Source organism: Nocardia albiluteola (assembly GCF_018860155.1).
Taxonomy (GTDB): domain Bacteria; phylum Actinomycetota; class Actinomycetes; order Mycobacteriales; family Mycobacteriaceae; genus Nocardia; species Nocardia albiluteola.
Genome location: NZ_JAHKNI010000011.1, coordinates 201,235 through 221,212, shown reverse-complemented (window position 1 = coordinate 221,212; position 19,978 = coordinate 201,235). Strand labels below are relative to the sequence as shown.

Annotated in this window: 17 protein-coding genes and 1 pseudogene; 12 read left to right on the top strand and 6 right to left on the bottom strand. The window is 67.6% G+C overall.

Annotated features, from left to right (window positions below):
- Positions 1 to 77 precede the first annotated feature (77 nt).
- From KO481_RS29540 to KO481_RS29510, 8 genes and pseudogenes are all read left to right on the top strand, one after another.
- Complete coding sequence (locus tag KO481_RS29540) at positions 78 to 1,475, top strand: MFS transporter (protein WP_215917433.1); 1,398 nt, start codon at positions 78 to 80, stop codon at positions 1,473 to 1,475.
- Between the two features lie 156 nt (positions 1,476 to 1,631).
- The gene (locus KO481_RS29535) at positions 1,632 to 2,192 is read left to right on the top strand and encodes an RNA polymerase sigma factor (RefSeq protein WP_308166583.1); all 561 of its coding nucleotides are present in this window, start codon (positions 1,632 to 1,634) and stop codon (positions 2,190 to 2,192) included.
- A 15-nt stretch (positions 2,193 to 2,207) separates the two neighbouring features.
- Positions 2,208 to 2,702 carry a redoxin domain-containing protein gene (locus tag KO481_RS29530; protein WP_215917434.1) on the top strand — a complete coding sequence of 165 codons (495 nt, stop codon included), beginning with the start codon at positions 2,208 to 2,210 and terminating at the stop codon, positions 2,700 to 2,702.
- Positions 2,703 to 2,791: 89 nt separating this feature from the next.
- Positions 2,792 to 3,484: a TetR/AcrR family transcriptional regulator gene (locus tag KO481_RS29525; protein WP_215917435.1), complete on the top strand. Its 693-nt coding sequence runs from the start codon at positions 2,792 to 2,794 to the stop codon at positions 3,482 to 3,484.
- Between the two features lie 274 nt (positions 3,485 to 3,758).
- Positions 3,759 to 4,625 (top strand): annotated as a pseudogene (locus KO481_RS43430) (oxygenase MpaB family protein); the annotation flags it as partial.
- 21 nt (positions 4,626 to 4,646) lie between these two features.
- On the top strand, positions 4,647 to 6,038 hold the full coding sequence (locus KO481_RS29520; protein ID WP_372452038.1) for a cytochrome P450: 1,392 nt from the start codon (positions 4,647 to 4,649) through the stop codon (positions 6,036 to 6,038).
- 12 nt (positions 6,039 to 6,050) lie between these two features.
- The gene (locus KO481_RS29515) at positions 6,051 to 7,607 is read left to right on the top strand and encodes a succinic semialdehyde dehydrogenase (protein WP_308166584.1); all 1,557 of its coding nucleotides are present in this window, start codon (positions 6,051 to 6,053) and stop codon (positions 7,605 to 7,607) included.
- Between the two features lie 19 nt (positions 7,608 to 7,626).
- Positions 7,627 to 8,448 carry an SDR family oxidoreductase gene (locus tag KO481_RS29510; protein ID WP_245400883.1) on the top strand — a complete coding sequence of 274 codons (822 nt, stop codon included), beginning with the start codon at positions 7,627 to 7,629 and terminating at the stop codon, positions 8,446 to 8,448.
- A gap of 63 nt (positions 8,449 to 8,511) precedes the next feature.
- Here KO481_RS29510 and KO481_RS29505 read toward each other — a convergent pair whose 3' ends face one another.
- From KO481_RS29505 to KO481_RS29495, 3 genes are read right to left on the bottom strand one after another with little or no spacing between them, the layout of a single operon-like run.
- Positions 8,512 to 9,321: an ABC transporter ATP-binding protein gene (locus tag KO481_RS29505; protein WP_308166585.1), complete on the bottom strand. Its 810-nt coding sequence runs from the start codon at positions 9,319 to 9,321 to the stop codon at positions 8,512 to 8,514.
- On the bottom strand, positions 9,312 to 10,442 hold the full coding sequence (locus tag KO481_RS29500; protein ID WP_245400884.1) for a FecCD family ABC transporter permease: 1,131 nt from the start codon (positions 10,440 to 10,442) through the stop codon (positions 9,312 to 9,314). Before KO481_RS29500 ends, KO481_RS29505 begins: the two co-directional genes overlap by 10 nt.
- Positions 10,439 to 11,683, bottom strand: a complete 1,245-nt coding sequence (locus KO481_RS29495) for an ABC transporter substrate-binding protein (RefSeq protein WP_215917438.1) — start codon at positions 11,681 to 11,683, stop codon at positions 10,439 to 10,441. Before KO481_RS29495 ends, KO481_RS29500 begins: the two co-directional genes overlap by 4 nt.
- A gap of 406 nt (positions 11,684 to 12,089) precedes the next feature.
- Here KO481_RS29495 and KO481_RS29490 point away from each other — a divergent pair, with 406 nt between their 5' ends.
- Genes KO481_RS29490 through KO481_RS29475 form a run of 4 tightly spaced genes read left to right on the top strand, consistent with a single transcriptional unit; the run spans position 12,090 to position 16,927 of the window.
- On the top strand, positions 12,090 to 13,055 hold the full coding sequence (locus KO481_RS29490) for an ornithine cyclodeaminase (RefSeq protein WP_215917439.1): 966 nt from the start codon (positions 12,090 to 12,092) through the stop codon (positions 13,053 to 13,055).
- On the top strand, positions 13,052 to 14,401 hold the full coding sequence (locus KO481_RS29485) for a type III PLP-dependent enzyme domain-containing protein (RefSeq protein ID WP_308166586.1): 1,350 nt from the start codon (positions 13,052 to 13,054) through the stop codon (positions 14,399 to 14,401). The genes KO481_RS29490 and KO481_RS29485 overlap by 4 nt, the downstream gene beginning before the upstream one ends.
- Before the next feature lie 34 nt (positions 14,402 to 14,435).
- Entirely contained in the window at positions 14,436 to 15,506 is a 1,071-nt protein-coding gene (locus KO481_RS29480; protein ID WP_215917440.1) for a PLP-dependent cysteine synthase family protein, read from the top strand.
- Positions 15,503 to 16,927: an MATE family efflux transporter gene (locus KO481_RS29475; protein ID WP_215917441.1), complete on the top strand. Its 1,425-nt coding sequence runs from the start codon at positions 15,503 to 15,505 to the stop codon at positions 16,925 to 16,927. The genes KO481_RS29480 and KO481_RS29475 overlap by 4 nt, the downstream gene beginning before the upstream one ends.
- Positions 16,928 to 16,933: 6 nt before the next feature.
- On the opposite strand, the gene KO481_RS29470 is transcribed toward KO481_RS29475, so the two are convergent.
- From KO481_RS29470 to KO481_RS29460, 3 genes are all read right to left on the bottom strand, one after another.
- Entirely contained in the window at positions 16,934 to 17,653 is a 720-nt protein-coding gene (locus KO481_RS29470; RefSeq protein WP_215917442.1) for a dienelactone hydrolase family protein, read from the bottom strand.
- On the bottom strand, positions 17,650 to 18,516 hold the full coding sequence (locus tag KO481_RS29465; protein ID WP_215917443.1) for an alpha/beta fold hydrolase: 867 nt from the start codon (positions 18,514 to 18,516) through the stop codon (positions 17,650 to 17,652). Before KO481_RS29465 ends, KO481_RS29470 begins: the two co-directional genes overlap by 4 nt.
- A 139-nt stretch (positions 18,517 to 18,655) precedes the next feature.
- Complete coding sequence (locus KO481_RS29460) at positions 18,656 to 19,732, bottom strand: alpha/beta hydrolase (protein ID WP_215917444.1); 1,077 nt, start codon at positions 19,730 to 19,732, stop codon at positions 18,656 to 18,658.
- Positions 19,733 to 19,978: the final 246 nt, after the last annotated feature.

The window sequence follows — 19,978 nt, the reverse complement described above, 5'->3', positions numbered from 1 at the left end:
AATTGTGACGCAGGAGCCCTCGGGCGTTGAGAACCCGGGTATTGATTGCCTGCCAGCAAGCAATTAACTTGGTAACAATGGGTTCGCTCGATATCACCGCTTCGGATTCCGTTCTCGCTCGTCCGCTTCCGCGCCGCGGCCTGGTCTTCGGCATCGTGTCGATGGCCCTGCTGATGGCCTCGGTGGATGCGAACATCGTGGCTACGGCGCTGCCGGCCCTCCAGCACGACCTGCGCGCGCCGGTGAACTGGGCCGGGTGGACGATCACCATCTACGCGCTGGGGCAGGCGCTGATCATGCCGATCGCCGGGCGGATCAGCGACCAGTTCGGCCGCAAGAAGGTGTTCGTCGGTGCGGCCGTTCTGTTTACGGTGGCATCGCTGGCCTGCGGTTTCGTCGACAATATCGCGCTGCTGGTGGCGCTGCGGGCGATCCAGTCGGTCGGCGGCGGTGCCTTCATGCCCTCGGCGACCGGGATTGTCGCGGACAACTTCGGCCGCGGGCGGGACCGCGCGCTCGGCATGTTCACCAGCATCCTGCCGATCGGCGGGATCATCGGGCCCATGTTCGGCGGATTTTTCGTCACGTACTGGTCCTGGCGCGGCATCTTCCTGGTCAACGTGCCGATCGGGATCGTGCTGATCGTGCTGGCGGTCGTCTTCCTCCCCGCCGGGGCGCCGCGCTCGGCCGAGCGGATCGACGTGCGCGGGGTGGCGCTGCTGGGCGCGATGGTGCTGTCGGGCATGTTCGCGATCGCCTACCTGGGCAGCGGGGAGGTGCCGGTCTACAGCCCGGTCTTCCTGCTCGGCGCGGCGATCGCGGTCGTCGCGGGGGTGGCGTTCGTGCGGCACGCCAAGCACGGCGACAACCCGTTCATCCCGATCGAGCTGCTGCGCGGGCGCGGCTTCGGCGTGATGAACCTGATCAACCTGTGTTTCGGGGCCGCCGCGATCGGTTTCGGCGCCCTGGTCCCGCTCTATGCCGAACAGCGGTTCGGCATCTCGTCACTGCACGCCGGCACCCTGCTCACCGCGCGTGCGGTCGGCTCGATCGGCGTGGCCGCGCTGGCAGTGCTCGCGCTGCGGCGCACCGGGCACCGATTGCCCATGGCGGTCGGATTCACCGTCACCGCGGTGGGTCTCGCGGCGATGTACGCCACCCTGGGCGGTGTGTCCCCGTATGTCTGGATGTCGATCGCGGCCGGCGTCACCGGCGTCGGCATGGGCATGACCGTGCCCGCCACGAACAACGCGAGCCTGCAACTCGCGCCCGACCGCGCGGCGTCGATCGCCGGCCTGCGCGGCATGTTCCGTCAGGGCGGCGCGATCACCGCCATCTCGGTCACCACCGCCATCCTGGCCCGCAGCCACGACGCCGGTGCCGTCCAGGCCGACATCTTCCTGGCCTTCGCGATCCTGCTGATCCTGGTGCTACCGCTGCTGCTATTGGTCCCCGACCACCACGGAAGCTGGTAGTCGCTGCGGCTCAATCGGTTTCACCGCGGGGCAGCTGTGCCCAGAGTCGCGTGGCGGTGAATCCTTTTCGGGGTCGAGACGCTCTTATGGTGGTGACTATCCAATCGAGACTTCAGGACGGCAGTCGCCCGGTCTTGTACACAGCGCGGCGGGGCGGTGATCGCAGTGCAGAAAGGCTGGGCCGGTGAGCAACTCGTCGAGGCCGCGCAGCGCGGGGACCCCGAGGCGATCGCCGCCATCGTGGACGGCGCCCATCCGCACGTGCAGCGATTCGCGCATCACCTGTGCGCGTCGTCCGCGGATGCCGAGGACGCCGCGCAGGAAGCGTTGATCACCCTCTACCGCAAGATCGGGACGCTGCGGACGGCAACGGCCATCGCCTCGTGGATGTTCCGCATCGTCCGCAACGAATGCCTGCGACGTGCACGGCATTCGCTGCATCACATTCCCCGGATCGACTGTGCGGGGGAGGATTTCGTCGCCTCGGCCGAGGACGAGGTGCTGCACAGGTGGGAGAGCGACCAGCTCACCCGGGCGATCGCCGCGCTGCCCGAGCTGCAGCGCCGAGTCCTGATCATGCGCGATGTACTCGGCTATCCGGGGCGCACCACGGCCGAGACGCTCGGTCTGAGCACCGCGGCGATGAAATCCCAGCTGCACCGCGCTCGCGGCGCCGTCCGCCACACCCTCGACGCCGCCCTCTCGGCCGGCGCCTGAACCACCACACCACCCGTGTCGAAGGGACATATCGCCATGCTCACCACCGGATCCGCCGCGCCGGATATGCAACTCGAGGACACCGCCGGGAACACCTGGCGTCTGTCCGATCAGCTCGGCACGCACGGCGCCCTGCTGTTCTTCGTGCGCTCGACCTCCTGCCCGATCTGCAACCGGCACGTGCGTGACCTGCTCGCGCAGCGTGGCGGGTTCGAGGCCGACGACGTCCGCCTGTACCTCGCGATCCCCGAGGCCCACGACGCGGGCCGCGCATGGCGGACCCAGCACCGGATCACGGTTCCCGTCCTCGTCGGATCCGCGGGATCCCCTCATCAATCGGTCGGACTGACTCGCAGGCTCTTCGGCTCCATGCAGCAGTCCGGCTCGGTCCTGGTCGACCCCGGCGGCATCGTCCGGCACGCCCACGGCGCCACCATGCCCGTGAACAGCTACGACAAGAAGGGGATCCAGGCCGCCATCCGTGCCATGCGCGGGCCCGCGGGCACATGAGGCCGACCGCTAGTATCGGGTATTGCAGGCTGATCCATCACCTATCCGTGCGGTCGTTGTGGGTCGATGCGGAGGACGAGGGAGTGCGCGTGGCCGACGGTCGAACGGAGCGGTGGGTAGCTCACCGGGCGGAAGTCCGCAGCAAGCTGGTCGATTCCGCCATGCGTGCGATCGATGTGCTGGGTCCGCAGGTCAGCATGCGCGAGATCGCCGCCGAGGCGAAGATCCCGAAGGCGACGTTGTACCGCTTCTTCACCGACAAGTCGGAATTGGCCGCGGCCATCGCGGATCGCGTGCGCGACATGGTCGCCGAGCGCATCACCGTGGGGCCCACCGAAGCGGGCGCGACGCTCGGTGGGTTCCTGCGATCGGGTGTCAGCCGCTTTCTCGAACTGGCCGATGGCCACCCGAACATCTTTCAGTTCGTCATGGTCACGTATTCGGAGACGCCCGAGGAGCCCAGCGCCGATCTGGACCGGGTGTCGGCGCCGTCCCGGGATCTGGCCGCCGTGCTACGCCAGGTCATGCTGGGCTGCGGAGGCACCGGCACCGATCTGGAGCTGACCGCGTACATGGTGATCGGCAGCATTCTGCATGCCGGTAAATGGTGGCTGGTCCGGGGGCATGAGGACGAGAAGACCCTGGTCGAGGTCATCGACAACGTCGACAGCAGCATCCGGGCGCTGGTGCAGACCGCGGCGCACGCCAACGGCGTTCATCTCGACTTCGATGCCCCGATGGCGAACTACTTCGGCAAGACAGGGCTTGTCCGGGCCATGTAGCCCGCCTGACCGCTGGTATCGGATATCACCGCGTCAACTGCGGTCGCAGTGCGACTCTTGACGCCACGACCGGTTGGGTGCACGATATTGACCATCGGTATCTGAGACCGATGGTCCAGGCGTGGAAGACTCGGCCCGCCCCGTTGCCTCACCGGAGGTGCAGCACATGCCGAAGCATGACACTCCCGTGCCCGCCCCGCACGAGACCGTCCCCTGCGCTGGAAAGGATGCCGGGACAACGGGATTCGATGCCGGCATCCGGGAGGCGGTGCCGATGCCACTGGCGGAGGAACCGCCGGCTCGGCTCGGCCCGGACTCGCTGACCTGGAAGTATTTCGGCGACGTCCGGATGCTGCTGGGTGTGCAGCGGCTGGCCGGGACCGAGAATTGCATCGAGCAGCTGGCCAAGGGCGTCCAGGACCACTCGGTGTTCTTCGAGGACACCCTCGCGCGCGGCCGGCGCACCGGTCCGCCGATCGCCAAGACGCTGTATTCGGCAGATCCGTTCTACTGGGGGCGGACCGTCCGGGACTTCCACAAGCCCATCAAGGGGACCATCGACAGCGACGGATCGCGTTATCACGCACTGAATCCCGAGCTGTACTACTGGGCGCACGCCACCTTCGTCGACCAAACCATCTACACCACGGACACGTTCATTCGCCGGCTGTCCTACGCGGAGAAGGCGCAAATCTTCGAGGAGTCGAAGATCTGGTACCGCCTCTACGGGGTCAGCGACCGCAGCCAGCCGCAGACCTATGAGGAGTTTCTGGCGTACTGGGACTCCATGCTGGAACGCTTTGTGCCGACGCCGATCATCCGATACGCGACCGGCTACATCCGCAAGGGCGTGCCGCAGCCGAAGAGATTGCGGCGCTTGCCCGCACCGGCGTGGAGGCTGCTGTCCGCGCCGCTGAACGGCTTCATCCGGACCGTGATCGTCGGAACACTGCCGCAGCAGATGCGCGAGGTGTGCGACCTGGAATGGGATGCGCAGCGGGAGCGGCGATTCCAGCGTTTCGCTGCGGCAATGCGCGCACTCAACCCGCTGCTCAACCGGCTTCCGGTGGATAAGCTCTACACCCCGTGGGCCGCCGAGGCTTGGGAGCGGGAGGGTGTCGATCCGCGAAAGATACTGAACGGCAAGCACCCCGACCGTGCGATCGCGCCGGCCGCGGTAACCCCGCCCGCACCGAAGCCCAAGCACGTCCGCACGCGCGCCCTCGCGGATCCCCCGGCCGGGAGCGGCCTGAAACCGGTCCACGGCCTCGGCCGGCTGTCGGTGCCGGATCTGCTGCTGTACCGCACGGATCCGCAGAAGTTCGTTGCGCAGCAGCGGGCCACCTTCGGCGACATCAGTTTCATGATCGCCCCGACCGGCAAGATGGTCACCCCGCTGACCGCCTCGGGATGTGAGACCGTCGCGCTGAACCGGGACAAATCCTTTGCCGCCGAACCGGCCTGGGGATTCATGATCGGCAGGTTCTTCCGGCGAGGCCTGCTGCTGATGGACTTCGAGGAGCATCGCTACCACCGGCTGGTGCTGCAGCAGGCCTTCACCACCGCGCATCTGAAGGACTATCTGCGGCAGATGCAGCCGATGATTCGCGAACGCGTGGCCGCGTTCCCCACCGGGGACGGGGTCCGGATGCTGCACGAGCTGAAGAAGCTGACTCTCGATGTGGCACTGGAGATCTTCCTGGGCTTGCAGCTCTCGCCCGCGGAGGCCGATCGGATCAACAAGGCGTTCATCGACTGTGTAGACGCGGGCCTGGCGTGGGTGCGCTACGACGTGCCGGGCACGAAGTGGTCGCGCGCCGTCGCGGGCCGCACGGTGCTCGAGGAGTTCATGTACCGGCACCTGCCCGCCAAGCGCGCCACCAGGACCCCGGACCTGTTCTCCACGCTGTGCCACATCAGCACCGACGAGGGCCACCGCTTCACCGACGAGGACGTCGTCGATCACATGATCTTCCTGCTGATGGCCGCGCACGACACCTCGACCATCACGATGACGACGATGGCCTACTACCTGGCAAGGAACACCGAGTGGCAGACCAGGGCGCGGGCCCAATCCCGGGAACTGCCGGCCGAAATCGATTACGACACACTGCCGAAGTTCACGGTGCTCGACGCGATCATGAAGGAATCCCTGCGCCTGAACGCCCCGGTGCCGGGCCTGCTGCGGCAATCGGTGCGGGACACCGAGATCGACGGCCATTTCATCCCCCGGGGCACGCGGGTGGCCGTCAGCGCCATCGTCCCCCACTACGACCCCGAATTATGGACGGACCCTTACCGATTCGATCCGGACCGCTTCGCTCCGGAACGTGCCGAGGACAAATCGCACAAGTTCGCGTGGATGCCCTTCGGCGGCGGCGTGCACAAGTGCATCGGGCTCTACTTCGGACAGCTGGAGATCAAGACGGTCATGCACAATCTGCTGCTCACTCACGACTGGACAGTGCCGCAGGGGTACCGGTGGAAGCTCGACTACTCCACGCTGCCGGTGCCGAAGGACGGTTTGCCGGTCCGGCTGAAGAAGCTCGGCTGAGTGGGGCCCGCCGTGACCGAATCGAGTCTGCCGCCCCGGATCGATCGACTGCTGATCGAGCAGTTGCGCGATCAACTGCCCAAGTCCGCCGAAACACGCTCCGCTGCCTCGCCTTTCACCGGTTCCGAGCTGCCGTGGGTACCGCAATCGGACGGCGCCGCGATCGACACCGCCGCGCAGGCCGGTCGAAACGCACAGCGGGACTGGGCGGCCCGTCCGATCCGGGAGCGCGAGCGAATTGTCCTGCGGTACGCCCGATTGCTGCTCGACCACCACGATCAACTGTGCGACCTGATGCAGTGGGAGACGGGAAAGGCCCGGATCCACGCCGCGATCGAGGTGCAGGGCGTGGTGTCGGTGGCTCAGCATTACGGGGCCACATCGCGCCGCTATCTGGCCGAGCGGAAGGTGCGCAGCCTGGGCTGGCCGGTCCGGGCGGAGGTCGGGTACCGCCCCAAGGGGCTGGTCGGGGTGATCGCACCGTGGAACTACCCGCTGTTTCTTGCTGTCGGCGACGTGATTCCAGCGCTGATCGCCGGTAATGCCGTGCTGTCCAAGGCCGATTCGCAGACCCCCTGGACCCTGTTGCTGGCTCGCTATCTCGCGGTCCGGGCGGGAATTCCCGAGGCCGTCTGGCAGGTGGTGGCCGGACCCGGCAGGCGCATCGGGCAGGCGGTGGTCGACGCGGTGGACTACCTGTGCTTCACCGGTTCCACCGAGACCGGCCGAACCATTGCACGGCAGTGTGCGGACCGATTGATCGGGGTGTCACTGGAACTCGGCGGCAAGAATCCGATGATCGTGCGTGCCGACGCGGATCTCGACGCCGCGGCCACCGGGGCCGTGCAGGCGTGCTTCTCGAGCGCGGGCCAGATGTGCATCGGCATCGAGCGAATCTATGTGCACCACAGTGTGTATCAGCGCTTTCTGGATGCACTCGCCGATAAGGTCGCGAAGCTCCGGCTCGGCGCGGAATACGACCTCGCGGTCGACATGGGCTCGCTGACCTCGCAGCGCCAGCTCGTCGCGACCAGCCGTCATATCGTCGACGCCGTCGAGAAGGGGGCGAAGGTCGTCACCGGCGGCAATGCCCGCCCCGACCTCGGGCCGCTGTTCTTCGAGCCGACGGTGCTCACCGGCGTCACACCCGCCATGTCGGTTCACGGCGAGGAAACCTTCGGACCGGTGGTTTCGGTGTATCCGGTGGTCTCCGACGACGAGGCCGTGCGCCTGGCCAACGAGGGCAGCTATGGACTGTCGGCCAGCGTGTGGACCCGAGATCTGGGTCGCGGCAGGGCCATTGCGGCACAGATCGTCGCCGGCGCGGTGATGGTGAACGACGGGTATCTCTCGGCGATCGCGTCGCTGCACGCCCCGATGGGCGGAATGCGGCAGAGCGGACTCGGGCGGCGCCACGGCCGCGACGGGATCGTGCGTTACACCGAACCGCAGACCATCACCGCGCAACGCTTTCCCACCCCGTATCCCGATCGCATGCGCGGGCTCGCGCTCACCGCGCTGCGGCGAGTCACCGAACTGCGCCTGCGAATCTCCCAGCGAATCCGATAGGAATTTTCCAGTGAAGGGCATGGATCTGACGGGGCGCGTCGCCGTAGTCACCGGCGGCGCCCGGGGTATCGGCCGCGCGACGGCGGCCGCGTTGCGCGATGCGGGTGCCAGGGTCGCCATCGGGGACATCGATGCCGACGAACTCGCCACGACCGCAGGGCAACTCGGTGTACTGGGCGGATATCTCGATGTCACCGACCCGTATTCGATCGCCGGTTTCCGAGCCCTCGTCGAGGAGCAGATCGGGCCGATCGACGTGTGGGTCAACAACGCCGGCATCATGCCGGTGGGTTCGCTGCTCGAACAGGACCCGCGGGTGATCCGGCGTTCGGTCGAGATCAATCTGCTCGGGGTCATCGAGTGCTCCCGAATTATCGCGCGTGGCATGGTGACTCGCGGTGGCGGGCGCATCGTCAACATCGCCTCGGTGGCGGGCCGCATCCCCGCCGCCGGGATGGCCGTGTACAGCGGCACCAAGTTCGGCGTCGTCGGATTCGGGGAAGCGCTCGACGCCGAACTCTGTGACAGTGACGTGCGGGTGTCGACCGTCCTGCCGTCCTTCGCCGCGACCGAGCTGATCGACGGGCTGCAACCGGGCCGGGGGATGGATCCCGTTCCACCGCAGCGGATTGCGGACACCGTGGTCAAGGTGCTGCGTAAGGGCAAGCGATCCGCGGTGGTGCCCAGGCGGCTGTCGGGCGCGTCAGCGGCCTGGATGCATCTGCCCCGGCCGCTGGCTCGATGGCTGAGCCGGCAGGTGGGCCTGGACCGGGTATTCCTCACCAGCAATGCCGGTCGTGCCGCCTACGACCGCCGGATCGCGAAGGGTCGCACCTCATGAAAGTTGCTGTCGACCACGACAAATGCGCCGGTCATGGGATCTGTGAGGCGCTGGCGCCCGGCGTCAGATGCTGCTCCTGGCAGCCACATTCAGCGCTCCGTCCGGCATCGGATGCACGGTGGCCTCGACCTGATAAACCTCCCGCAGCATCGCTTCGGTGATCGTCTCCGCCGGCGGGCCCGCCGAGTGGACGGCGCCCTTGTGCAGTACGACGATCTGATCGGCGAAGCGCGCGGCCAGGGCGAGGTCGTGCACGGTGATGATGACCGCGGCGGGTTGCGACCGCGCCAGGTGCCGGATGAGCGTGAGAATCTGCAGTTGGTTGCGCAGGTCGAGATTGCTGGTCGGTTCGTCGAGCAGTAGCACCGTGGGCTGCCGGACCACCGCTTGGGCCAGACTGACCAATTGCCGTTGTCCGCCCGACAGATCCGAGATCGGTCTGGTGGACAGTTCGTCGAGGTCGAGCTGGGTGAGAACCTGCCCGATCCGATCGAGGACCGCGGCGTCGGCGCGAGGTTTCAGCCGGCCTCGACGGGCCAGCAGCACGGCCTCGAACACCGTGATCGAGCTGGCCGGCGGGGTTTCCTGCGGGGTGTACAGAATCTGGTCGTGCGCAGTCCCCGACCGGGCGAGCCGGCGCAGCATCCGTCCGGCGGGGCGCGTATCGACCGCGCGGTCACCGTCGACGCGGATACTTCCGGTCGCGCGGTGCAGACCGGCGATGCACCGCAGCAGAGTCGACTTGCCCGTGGCATTCGGGCCGACCAGCGCGGTCACCGTCCCGGAGCGCACGACGGGCAGTGTGATCTCCCGCAGGATCGGGGTGTCGCCGTATCCGAAGGTGAGTCCCTCGACCGCCAGCTCTACGTCCACAGCTGCCGCCTCTTGGCGAGGATGAGCAGCAGGAAGACCGGTACACCGACGATCGAGGTGATGATGCCCACCGGGACGATCACACCGGGTACCAGGAGTTTGCTGGCGATCGAGGCGCCGCACAGGAGGATCGCGCCGCACAGCGCGGACGCGGGCAGCAGGTGCCGCTGGTTCTCACCGACCAGCATGCGGGCGGCGTGCGGCCCGACCAGTCCCACGAACCCGATCGAGCCGGCGATGGCGACCGCGGTCGCGGCCAGCACCGACACCCCGAGCAGCACCCACATTCTGGTGCGTTCGACGGACACGCCGAGTGCCCGCGCCCGGTCGTCACCGAGCCGCAACGCGGTCAGTGTCCAGGCCGAGCGGCGAAACAGGGGGGTGATCGCGCAGCAGACCACCGCGAGCAGCGCGACCTGCGGCCAGTCGGCCCGGCCGAGACTGCCCATGGTCCAGAACACCACCTGCTGCAGTTGCGCGTCCGAGGCCACGTACTGCATCAGCGACAGCAGGGCGGTGAACAGGAAGACCATCGCGATTCCCAGCAGGATCATGGTCTCGGTGCTCGCGCCGCGGACTAGGCTGAAACCCAGGATCACCGCGCAGGCGATCATCGCGAAGATCCAGGCCGTGCCGGCCATACTCAGCATCGGCCCGACCAGCGGGATCACCGTGACCCCGAGGACCACGTTCAACGCGGCGCCGAACCCGGCCGCCGCCGAGATCCCCAAGGTGTAGGGCTCGGCGAGCGGATTGTTCAGGATCGTCTGCATCTGCACGCCCGCGACCGCGAGCGCGGCGCCGACCAGCAGCCCCGCGACGGACATCGGCATCCGGATGTTCCACACGATCTGGCGCACGATCTCGGGCGCGCTCCACGGCGTGAACACCCCCCGCAGCAGCTCGGGCAGGCGCAGCCCGCTCCCGCCGACCCCCACATCCGCGACGAACAACACCACCGTCAGCAGCAGCAGGCTCGCCACCAGCAGCCCCCGCCGACGAACGACCCCTCGATACTCCCGTGTGGTCCGCGCAGCCCGCAGCGCCGGTGAGACTGTGAGATGCGGTCCCTGCGACGCGGCGGCATCCGTCGACGTCATCGGCACGTCCCTGGTGGTCATGACAGCTCCGCCCAGAACGCCCCGCCGACCGGGACCGGAAGGAACTTCTCGTGCAGTGCCCGCAAACCCGCATCGGGATCCACGTCGGCGAACAGGTCGGGATGCATCCACTTCGCGAACCACTGGATGGCCAGGAAGTTGTACGGCGAGTCGTAGAAGTGGTGCCAGACCGCGTAGGTGCGGTGCTGCTGCACCGCTCCCAACTGGGAAAAACCCGCCTGCCGATCGATGATCGCCCGCAGTTGAGCCTGTGCCCGCGCCGGTGACTGGTCATAGCCCAGCGGAACGAACGAACCCGGTTTGGCCGGAGTGTTCGGTGCCCAGTTGGCGCCCGTGGCGATGACGACCTGCGGATTGCGCGACAGGACCGTCTCGGGTGAGATGCTGCCCTGCTGGCCCGGCAGCAGGTCGTCCGCCAGATTCTCCCCGCCGGCATAGTTCACGATCGCGGCCAGGTTGGAACGGGCGAACGAGGAACAGCAATCGAAGTAGCCCGGAGCGCGCCACAGGAATGTCGCGGTGGCCGGTTGCTTCGCGGCGTCCAGACGTGACCGGACACCGTCCACGGCCGATCGGTAGTACGCGATGAAGTTCGCGGCCTCGGCCTTGCGGTCCAGCAACGCGCCCATGAGCTCGACGCTGGGCACGGTGTTCTTGATCGGGTCGACGAAGTAATCGATGAATACCGTTGGAATGCCGACCTTTCCGAGGCGGTCGATGACCCCGGCATCCTGGGCCGTCTTGAACGCGGAGGCACTGGCTACGAACACATCCGGGCGGAGCGCGATCGCCTGCTCCACCGAGAACGACCCGTCGTAGAGCTCGCCGATAGTGGGTATGCCGGCGAGCTGTGGAAACTGCCGCAGATACGTCTGGTAGGTACCGGGGTCGTTGTCCAGCAGGTCTTTCGGCCAGCCGACGATCCGCCGGACCGGATTCTGCTTGTCCAGCAGCGAGGTCGTGTAGAGCAGGCGCGAACCGTCGACCAGAATGCGGGCCGACGGCGCCTTCACGGTGACGTGCCGACCCAGGACATCGGTGATCTCGACGGCAGGTCCGCTCCGTTCGCCCGGCGAGCCGGGCTCCGAGGCGCCGGTACAACCGGCCGCGACCGCGACCAGGCTCAGCACCATCAGGAGGATCACCCGCGAGAAATGGCGTGTGCGCCGGAGCGAAGGGCGGCGCCGCACCGCTGGCCCCGATCCGCGGCCACGCCGATCGTGCTGGTCAGAACTGATCATGAAGCCCTCATTCAGTGCTCGAAACGCCATGCTCGCTCGGAGCATGGCAGGTACCAACAACTTAGGTGACCCTTGCCTAATAAGATGCTCATACTTCTTCGCAAGAATCAACCCGAGGCCGGGGATCTCTGGAAGTGGGCGGCTCGTGACGGCGATGGCTTGCCCGGGTATCGAGGCCGCGATGATGTTGTGGCGCAGGTTCTTCGACGATGGTGAGCGCTGGACTCGACCGCCGGATTGATTGTCGGGAGTGGTACGCGCGGGTCCGGAATGCTCGGCGGGTCGACATTCCAGCTCGGTGAGGCTGGATCGGCTGAGGGGGTGTTGCGAAATAGTTTAGGTAAGGCTAACTTCACCTCTTGCGTTTCTGTCTCGCCCTCGGAGCACCAAGATCGGACCGGAATTCATGCACATCCTCACCCGCAGCGACCTCGCCGACCTGCGCATACCGCCCAGCGATGTAATCAGCGCCGTCGAGGACGGCTATCTGGCCCTGGCCGGAGGCCAGTCTCGATGCCCCACCAAGTTGATGATGCCGCTGCCCGACGAGGCCCGGGACTCGGTGTCGTACGCGATGCTCGGCTATGACGGAGTCCTCGAGCATCTCGGCTTCAAGACCTCGTATCGTCAGGGCAGCCAGACCAACGAGAAGTACTACACCACAATCAGTTTGTACGACGATTCGACCGGCCGGCCCTTCGCGCTGATGGATTGCCAGCGCGTCGGAGCGTCCCGGACCCCGGCGACGACGGCGTTGATCGCCCGCGCTTGCGCGAAACCGGGTGCGAAATCCGCGCTCATGATCGGCACCGGCGTGCAGGGCGTGAACACCCTCCCGTACCTGCTCACCGCGCTGCCCGAGCTGGAGCGGCTGCGGCTGTTCGGTACCCATCCGGATGGTATCGCCCTGTCGTGCAAGACTTTCGATGAACACTTCCCGGATCGCGAGATCGAGCTGGTCGAGGATGTGCCCGCGGCCGTGGCCGCCTCCGACATCGTGGTGGTGGCCTCGGGCCGGGCCGCGCATCCGCCCGTGCAGACCGGCTGGCTGCCGCCCGGCGGCCTGCTGATCTCGGTGGCCAGCAAGGGCGTGGCCGCCGGGGCCCTGCGCGATGCCGACTACACCGTGACCACCAGCGTCGGCCAATTGGGCGTCACCGGAACGCGATTGGCCGGAGAAGACGGCCCCGCGCACATCGACGCCGTGGTTCCCGACATCCTGGCCGGTCGGGCGCCGGGCCGGCGTACCTCGGACGATCGGGTATTCGCCTTCTCCAGCGGCATGATCATCACCGACATCCCCGTAGCGCACGCGCTCGCCACCCGCGCCATCGCGGCCGGGCGCGGACAGCGAGTGGAGCTGTGGCAGTGACTGTTACCACCGCGGCGATGCCTTCGGCACCCACCGCATCGAGCGTCGGTCCCGCACTCCCGGCCCTGCAAGCGGATTGGGCGCTGCGGGCCCAGGCCGACCCGGTGCTGCTGGGCGACATCGCCCGGGCGGTGCGCGGGCCGTTCCACGTGATCAACCCGGACCGGTTCGGAACGAATCTGGAAGCGTTCCAGGCCGTCCTGCGCTCCGCCGGGGTGGATGGGCAGATCTATTTCGGCAAGAAGGCAAACAAGGCCGGCGGCTGGCTGCACGAATGTGCCGCTCGCGACGGCGGCGTCGACGTGGCCAGTGCGCCCGAACTCGTTCATGCTCTGGCGCACGGCATTCGGGGCTGCGACATCGTTGTCACCGGGGCGGCGAAGGCCGATGAGCTGCTGTGGCTGGCCGCCAGGCACGGCTGTCTGATCGCCGTCGACCACCTCGACGAACTCGATCGGCTGATCGAGCTGGACTGCTCGGCGCGAATCCTGTTGCGGGTCTTGCCAGAAGTGAATCCCGACAGTCGATTCGGGCTCGACGCAACGCAATTGAGCCGGGCGCTCGACCGTTGCGTGCAGGCCGTGGCGGCGATCACGATGGAGGGCTTCTCGTTCCATCTCGACGGCTACCAGGTGGAGCCCCGTGCCGAGCTCGCCGATCGGCTCGTCGACGCCTGCCTGGCGGCTCGTGCCCGCGGACTCGCGGCCACATCGGTCTCCATCGGCGGCGGATTCGCCTGCAGCTATGTCGATTCCGCCGACTGGCAGCGATTCCAGGAGGGCTACCGAGACGAATGGTTCCACGGTCGTAAGAAATTCGCGAAGTTCTATCCGTATCACCAGGCGCCGACCGGCGCGGACATGCTCGGCGCCATTGTGCAGCGGGTCGGGCGCCGATTCGCGGAGACCGGCACGCGGCTCTACTGCGAACCCGGCCGGGCGCTGCTCGACCAGGGCGGATTCTCGGTCTTCCCGGTGCAGGGCTACAAGGAACGCGGCGACCACGGCGTGGTAGCGGTCGGTGGCGTGAGCATGAGCGTCTCGGAGCAATGGAAGGGTAGTGAGTTCCTCCCCGAACCCATTCTGTGGCAGGCGGATTCGGCGGAGTCCACCGGTCCGGTCGAGGCGTTCATCGGCGGCGCCAGCTGTATGGAGTACGACGTGCTCACCTGGCGCAAGATCAGCCTCCCGCGCCGCCCGCGCTACGGCGACCTGATCATCTACCCCAATACCGCCGGCTACCAGATGGACAAGAACGAGAGCGAGTTCCACCAGCTCCCGCTGCCGCCCAAGATCCGCATCGAACACCGCGACGGGCGACACACCTGGGCCTACGACGCATCGTGACCAGATTCCCACTACCCGAAGGACTTTCGCCCCAATGCTGACCACTCTCAACCGGCCGGCCGCGGTAGTGCCCGATCGGGCCTCCGACCTGATCGGCAACACGCCCCTGCTCGAACTCGCCCGCACCGGAACCGGTACCCGGCTGGTGCTCAAGCTCGAGCAGTTCAATCCCACCGGGTCCGGCAAGGTCCGGATAGCTCGCCGGATGATCGAGGATGCCGAGCGATCCGGCGCCCTGCGGCCGGGTGGCCACATCGTCGAACCCACCTCGGGCAATACCGGTCTCGGTCTGGCGCTGATCGCGCTGGAACGTGGCTACCGGTTCACCGCCGTGGTCGACGGCCATGCCAGCAAGGACAAACTCCGGGCCATGGCCGCCACCGGGGCCGAGCTGGTGTTCGTCGATTCGTCCGGCGCGGGCGGGCCCAGCACCGTCGAGCGCCGCCGGGTGGCGGACGAGATCGCCAGGCGCACCGGGGCTTTCCGTCCCGATCAGCACAACAATCCTGGGAACTGCGCCGGCTATGCCGAGCTGGCGCGGGAATTGTTCGATGCCCTGCCGAGCATCGACCATCTCATCGGTGCGGTCGGCACCGGGGGCTCGCTGTGCGGGACGACCAGGGAACTGCGTCGCCTCGGTGCGTCGGTCACCACGATCGGGGTCGAGCCCGCGGGTTCGATTATTTTCGGCGGTCCCGGCGGCCCGTACTGGCAGACCGGGGCCGGTAGTCCGCCGGGCTTCACCATCGGCGCCAATGTCGACTACACCTGCATCGATGAGGGGTTGCAGGTCAGCGATATCGACGCCTTCACCAGCGCGCGGGTCGTGGCCCGCCGCACCGGGCTGCTGGTCGGCGGCACCGCCGGGGCCGCGGTGCATGTAGCGCTGCGCCGCCTCGCCGTGCTGCCGGCCGGCAGCACCGTCGTCGTGCTCGTGTGCGACGCCGGGGAGAAGTATCTGGACACCATCTACGACGACGAGTGGCTGCGCGCGCGCCAACTCCTCAACGAGGCTGCACACCAACGCCTTTACCGGTTACTCAACGCCTACGCCGATTCGGTCCGGATCGCCGCCGGCGATCGGCGGCAACGGGCGAGCGCATGAGGAGCAGTCTCGGCACGGTGGTACGCGACTACCGGCCGGTGATCGCCCTGTCCCTGCCGATCGCCGGCATCCAGCTCGCCCAGGTCGCGCTGACCACGGTCGATCTGGCGATGATGGGCCTGATCGGCGTGCTGGCGGTCGCGGCGGGCGGGCTGGCCGTGCTGCTGTACAACCAATTGCGCACCATGTGCGTGGGCATGGTCACCGGCGTCGGCAACCAGGTCGCCGCGGCCGTCGGCCGGGCGGAGAGACGAACCGGCAGTGCGGAATTGGACGATCGGGCGCACGCCGAGATCCGGGAGCTGGTGCGGTCGGCGTTCCTGGTCGCGACCGGTGTCGCGATCGCCGGGGCGGCCGTCCTGATCGGACTCGGTTTCGCGCTGCCGTGGTTCGGGCAGCGGCACGACATCGTGGACCGGGCCCGGCCGATGATGATCGCGCTGGCGCCCGGGCTGCTGCCGATGCTGTGGCTGAATGTGTTGCGGCAGTTCACCGTCGGCATGCGTCGCCCCGGCTCGCTGCTGCGGGTGACGATCGTGTCGATCGGAGTCAACGCGCTGCTCGATGCCGTGTTCATCTACGGCTGGCTGGGCGTGCCCGCCCTGGGCCTGACCGGTATCGGCCTGTCCACCAGCTGCGTTCAGGTCTTCACGCTCGCGGTGTTCTACCGGCGGGTGCGCCGGGACACCGAACTCACCGGCCTGCTCGCCCTGGACTGGTGGCGCTTCGATCCCGCGGTGGCGCGCCGGATCGTGAGGATGGGGACGCCGATCGCGTTCACCTACGGTTCGGAGGCCGCGATCACCTCGGTCGCCACGGTGCTGATGGGCGCCTTCGGGCCGGCGATGCTGGCGGCCAGTAACGTCGTCAATCAGCTCGCCTACATCGTGTATCAGCTGAATATCGGCCTCTCCCACGGCTCGTCGATTCTGGTGAGCCGGGAGGTGGCGCGGGGCGAGCGATCCGCGGCGCGCACGATCGCCCGCCGCGCGCTCACCGTCAGCGTGGTCGCCATGACCGTCTTCGGGGTGATCTACATCGCCGCCCCCACCGTGATCCTCGCCCCCTTCCTGCGCGCCGGCGATGGACCGGAAATCGTGGCGACCGCGAGCACGCTCCTCTGGTTCGCCATCGCCCACCAGTACTGCAAGGGCGCCCAGAACGTCTGCGTCGGCCTGCTGCGCGGGCTCGGCAACACCAAGGCCGGATTACGCAGCACCCTGATCGGCTACTGGGCCATCGGCATTCCGGCGATGGCACTGTTCGCCTACGGCCTGCACTGGCGCGGTTACGGCGTGTGGCTGGGCCTGTGCATCGGATTCGGCGCAACCGCGATCCTTGTGCTGCGACAGTTCCGGCTGTCTCTGGCGGGGACCTCCAAGCGCGAATTGCCCTCTTCGGCAAGGACTACCGCACAGTAGTGTCCATCACATCGGCTGCGCGGTGAGGTGTTGCGTCACGAAATCGGCCGCCGACAGCACCGGTTGGCACGACTTCAGCTCGGGCACAGTGGCATCGAAGCCGTGGCCCGCCTCGGGAACATCGATCACCTCGACGGCCGAGCCGACCTGCTCGGCGTGGGCGAGGAAGCGGTCCACGGTCGCCTGGATTTCGGGGCGCTCCCGGCCGACTCGGGTGAGCACGATCGGACGGCCCGGGCGGACCAGATCGCTCGGGGCGGGGGCGGTCGAATCCGGAGTTTGATCGCCCAGCACCGGGTAGGTCAGGGCCAGGCATTGCAGCCACGTGGGCGACTCGGCCAGCCAGGAACCGGTGAGCATGCCGCCACCGGAGAATGCCCAGATCGCTATCCGGTCGGAATCGATGCCCGGCTGCTGGCGGATCCGATCCACCACTGCCGCCAGCCATTTCGCGGTGCCGCTCCAGTCGACGCGCGGCGGCCACATCGTGTTCGGCGGCCAGTCGTCGAGGCCCTGATACCGCACGTCCGGGACCACCGCGGCCAGGCCTCGTCCGGCCAGCAGCCTGCCGTAGCCCGCGAAGAACGGCGATTCGCGCGGTCGCCTGCCGGCGGGGGCGGGTCCGTGCACGAACATCACCGCGGGCAGCGAACCTTCGCGGTCCGCCGGTCGATAGATGTCGAAGTCGTCCTGTCGCTCGACCTTGATGTCATCCGATTCGCTCATACTCCACACTCTGCTCTACTCCGGTGCATCCCCGTCAAAGGGAGAGTCTTCCAAGGGATTTCAACGCTGTGCCGGCTACCCGCGCGATTCACCAGTCCGTTCCCGCGTTTCCCGCCGATTCTACGAAGCCGGGACTCCGCATTCGGGAACAGCCCCACCGCGACCCGGCTGGTGGGATCGATCGGGATCGACTGATCGGCGTGGCCGTGCAGCAGCAGCACCGGAATCGTGATATCCGGAAGCTTGGAGCGCATATCACTGGCGAAGACCGCCTCCTGGATCCGGATGGCGGCGAACTGGGTGGCCGACAGGCAGCGCCGGATCTCCTGCTCGATCCGCGCCGCGGACACGTTGTTGCCCAGATGCGTGGCGAAGTAGCCGTGGCCCCGGTCGACCATCCATTTCGCGCGGTCGGCGCGCAGTTCCGCGATGGACCGATCCAGCGCCGCGGCCGGCACACCCATCGGATAGTCCTCGGCCCAGCGCAGGCGCGGCGTCGCCGCCGCCAGCAGCACCAGCCCGCGCGCCCGCCGCTGCCCGTGCCGGGCCAGATAGTGGACCGCCTCGGCGCCGCCGGTGGAATGCCCGATCAGCGTGACGTCGGTCAGATCCAGATGTTCCAGCAGCGCCGCGACATCATCGGCGCGGGTGTCGGCGTCGTATCCGGTGGCCGGGCGATCGGACCGGCCGTGACCGCGCCGGTCCATCAGCACACAGCGATACCCGCGGTCGGCGAAGTACGGGAGCTGGTTCTCCCACATCTCGGTGTGCAGCGTCCATCCCGCCAGGAAGACCAGCGTCGGGCCGGTCCCGTACTCCTCGTAGGCGAGCATCGTTCCGTCAGCGGCGGGAAAATGAGGCATGATCACCGATTCCTTCGTATAACGCTGCGCTCCAGCGCTTTTCGAGATGCACAACCTGCGTTCGGCCGCGCACGTGATCATGATCGCAGCCGGTGCGCCCTCGGGTCTTCACCCATTCGGGGGAGATGGCCGGGGCCGCCTAGTCTCGAGGGCGGGGTGCGAGACCCGCCGCCAGTGCGCGCGCGGTGTCCAGGGCGGCCTGCTGTACCGCGCCGAGGCACAGGAAGTTCAGGTATCCGTGCGGCAGGCTCGAGTGGCGGCGCCGGGTGACCGTGACTCCGGCCGCCGCCAGCTTGTCGGCATAGCCTTCGCCCTCATCGCGCAGCGGGTCGAAACCCGCGGTGGCGATGTGTGCGGGAGCGACGCCGGTGACGTCGCCTCGCAGGGGTGAGAGCCGAGGATTCGCGGGGTCGGCGCCGGCGGGTATGTATGTCCGTCGCCCCCATTGGAGGTCCTCCGCGGTCAGGAGGAAGCCCGTGGCGAACAGGCTCCGTGATGCGTTATCCGCCTCGAAATCCGTTGCGGGATAGATGAGTAGCTGGAATGCCGGTGCTGGTCCGCCCGCGTGCGCCGTGTGCTGCGCGACGACGGCCGCGAGGTTGCCCCCGGCGCTGTCGCCGCCGACGGCGATTCGGTCGGGGTCGGCGCCCAGCTCGGCCGCGTGGGCGTGCGCATAACCGAAGGCTGTCACCGCATCGTCGACGGCGGCCGGGAACGGATTCTCCGGTGCGAGACGATATTCGATAGACAGCACCCGGACGTCGGCGTGCGCGGCGAGGAAGCGCGCGATCGGCTCATGGCTGCGGCGCGACCCGACGCTCCAGCCGCCGCCGTGATAGAACACGAGCAGACCCGAGCCGACCGACACACCTGATGGGCAGTACAGGGTCGCCGGAATGTCGTGATCGCCCGCCGGGATCGTGATATCCCTGATGGCCATACCGGGCCCGGCCGGACGGCCGCCGACGAGGCTCGAGCCCTCAACGGTGTCGATCCGCGCCCGGTCGATCGGATCGGAGAACAACTTCATGCCCGCGAGGCGCATGAGGCGAACGAGAAGCTGGGCGTCGAGATCCTGCTCCTGACCGTCGACATGCGCGGCCGGTCTCGCGATCGCCCGCCGGATCGGGCGTGGGAGGCTCAGAACCGTCTGCAGCGCAGCTCTTTTCAGCGATAGGGGAATACTGTCGAGAAATGCCTGCTCGAAATTGGACACTCGTGCCTCCCATGGGGTTGCGTGGGGACTCTGCATGTTCGGGCCCGCCCAGTCTGCCCGATCTTCGTCGTGCCCCGGATCAAGAAGGACACCACCCGCGCCGCCGACCCGACGGCATCGGACCGTAACGACGTTGCCCACTCTGTACGCGTCGTCACGGCTGTGGCCCTCGGGTCGTAGCCGGTCGATACGGGGTACGGTTGACTGGTTCCGAAGTTGCTGTGGCACAAAACTGCTGGGGGCCCT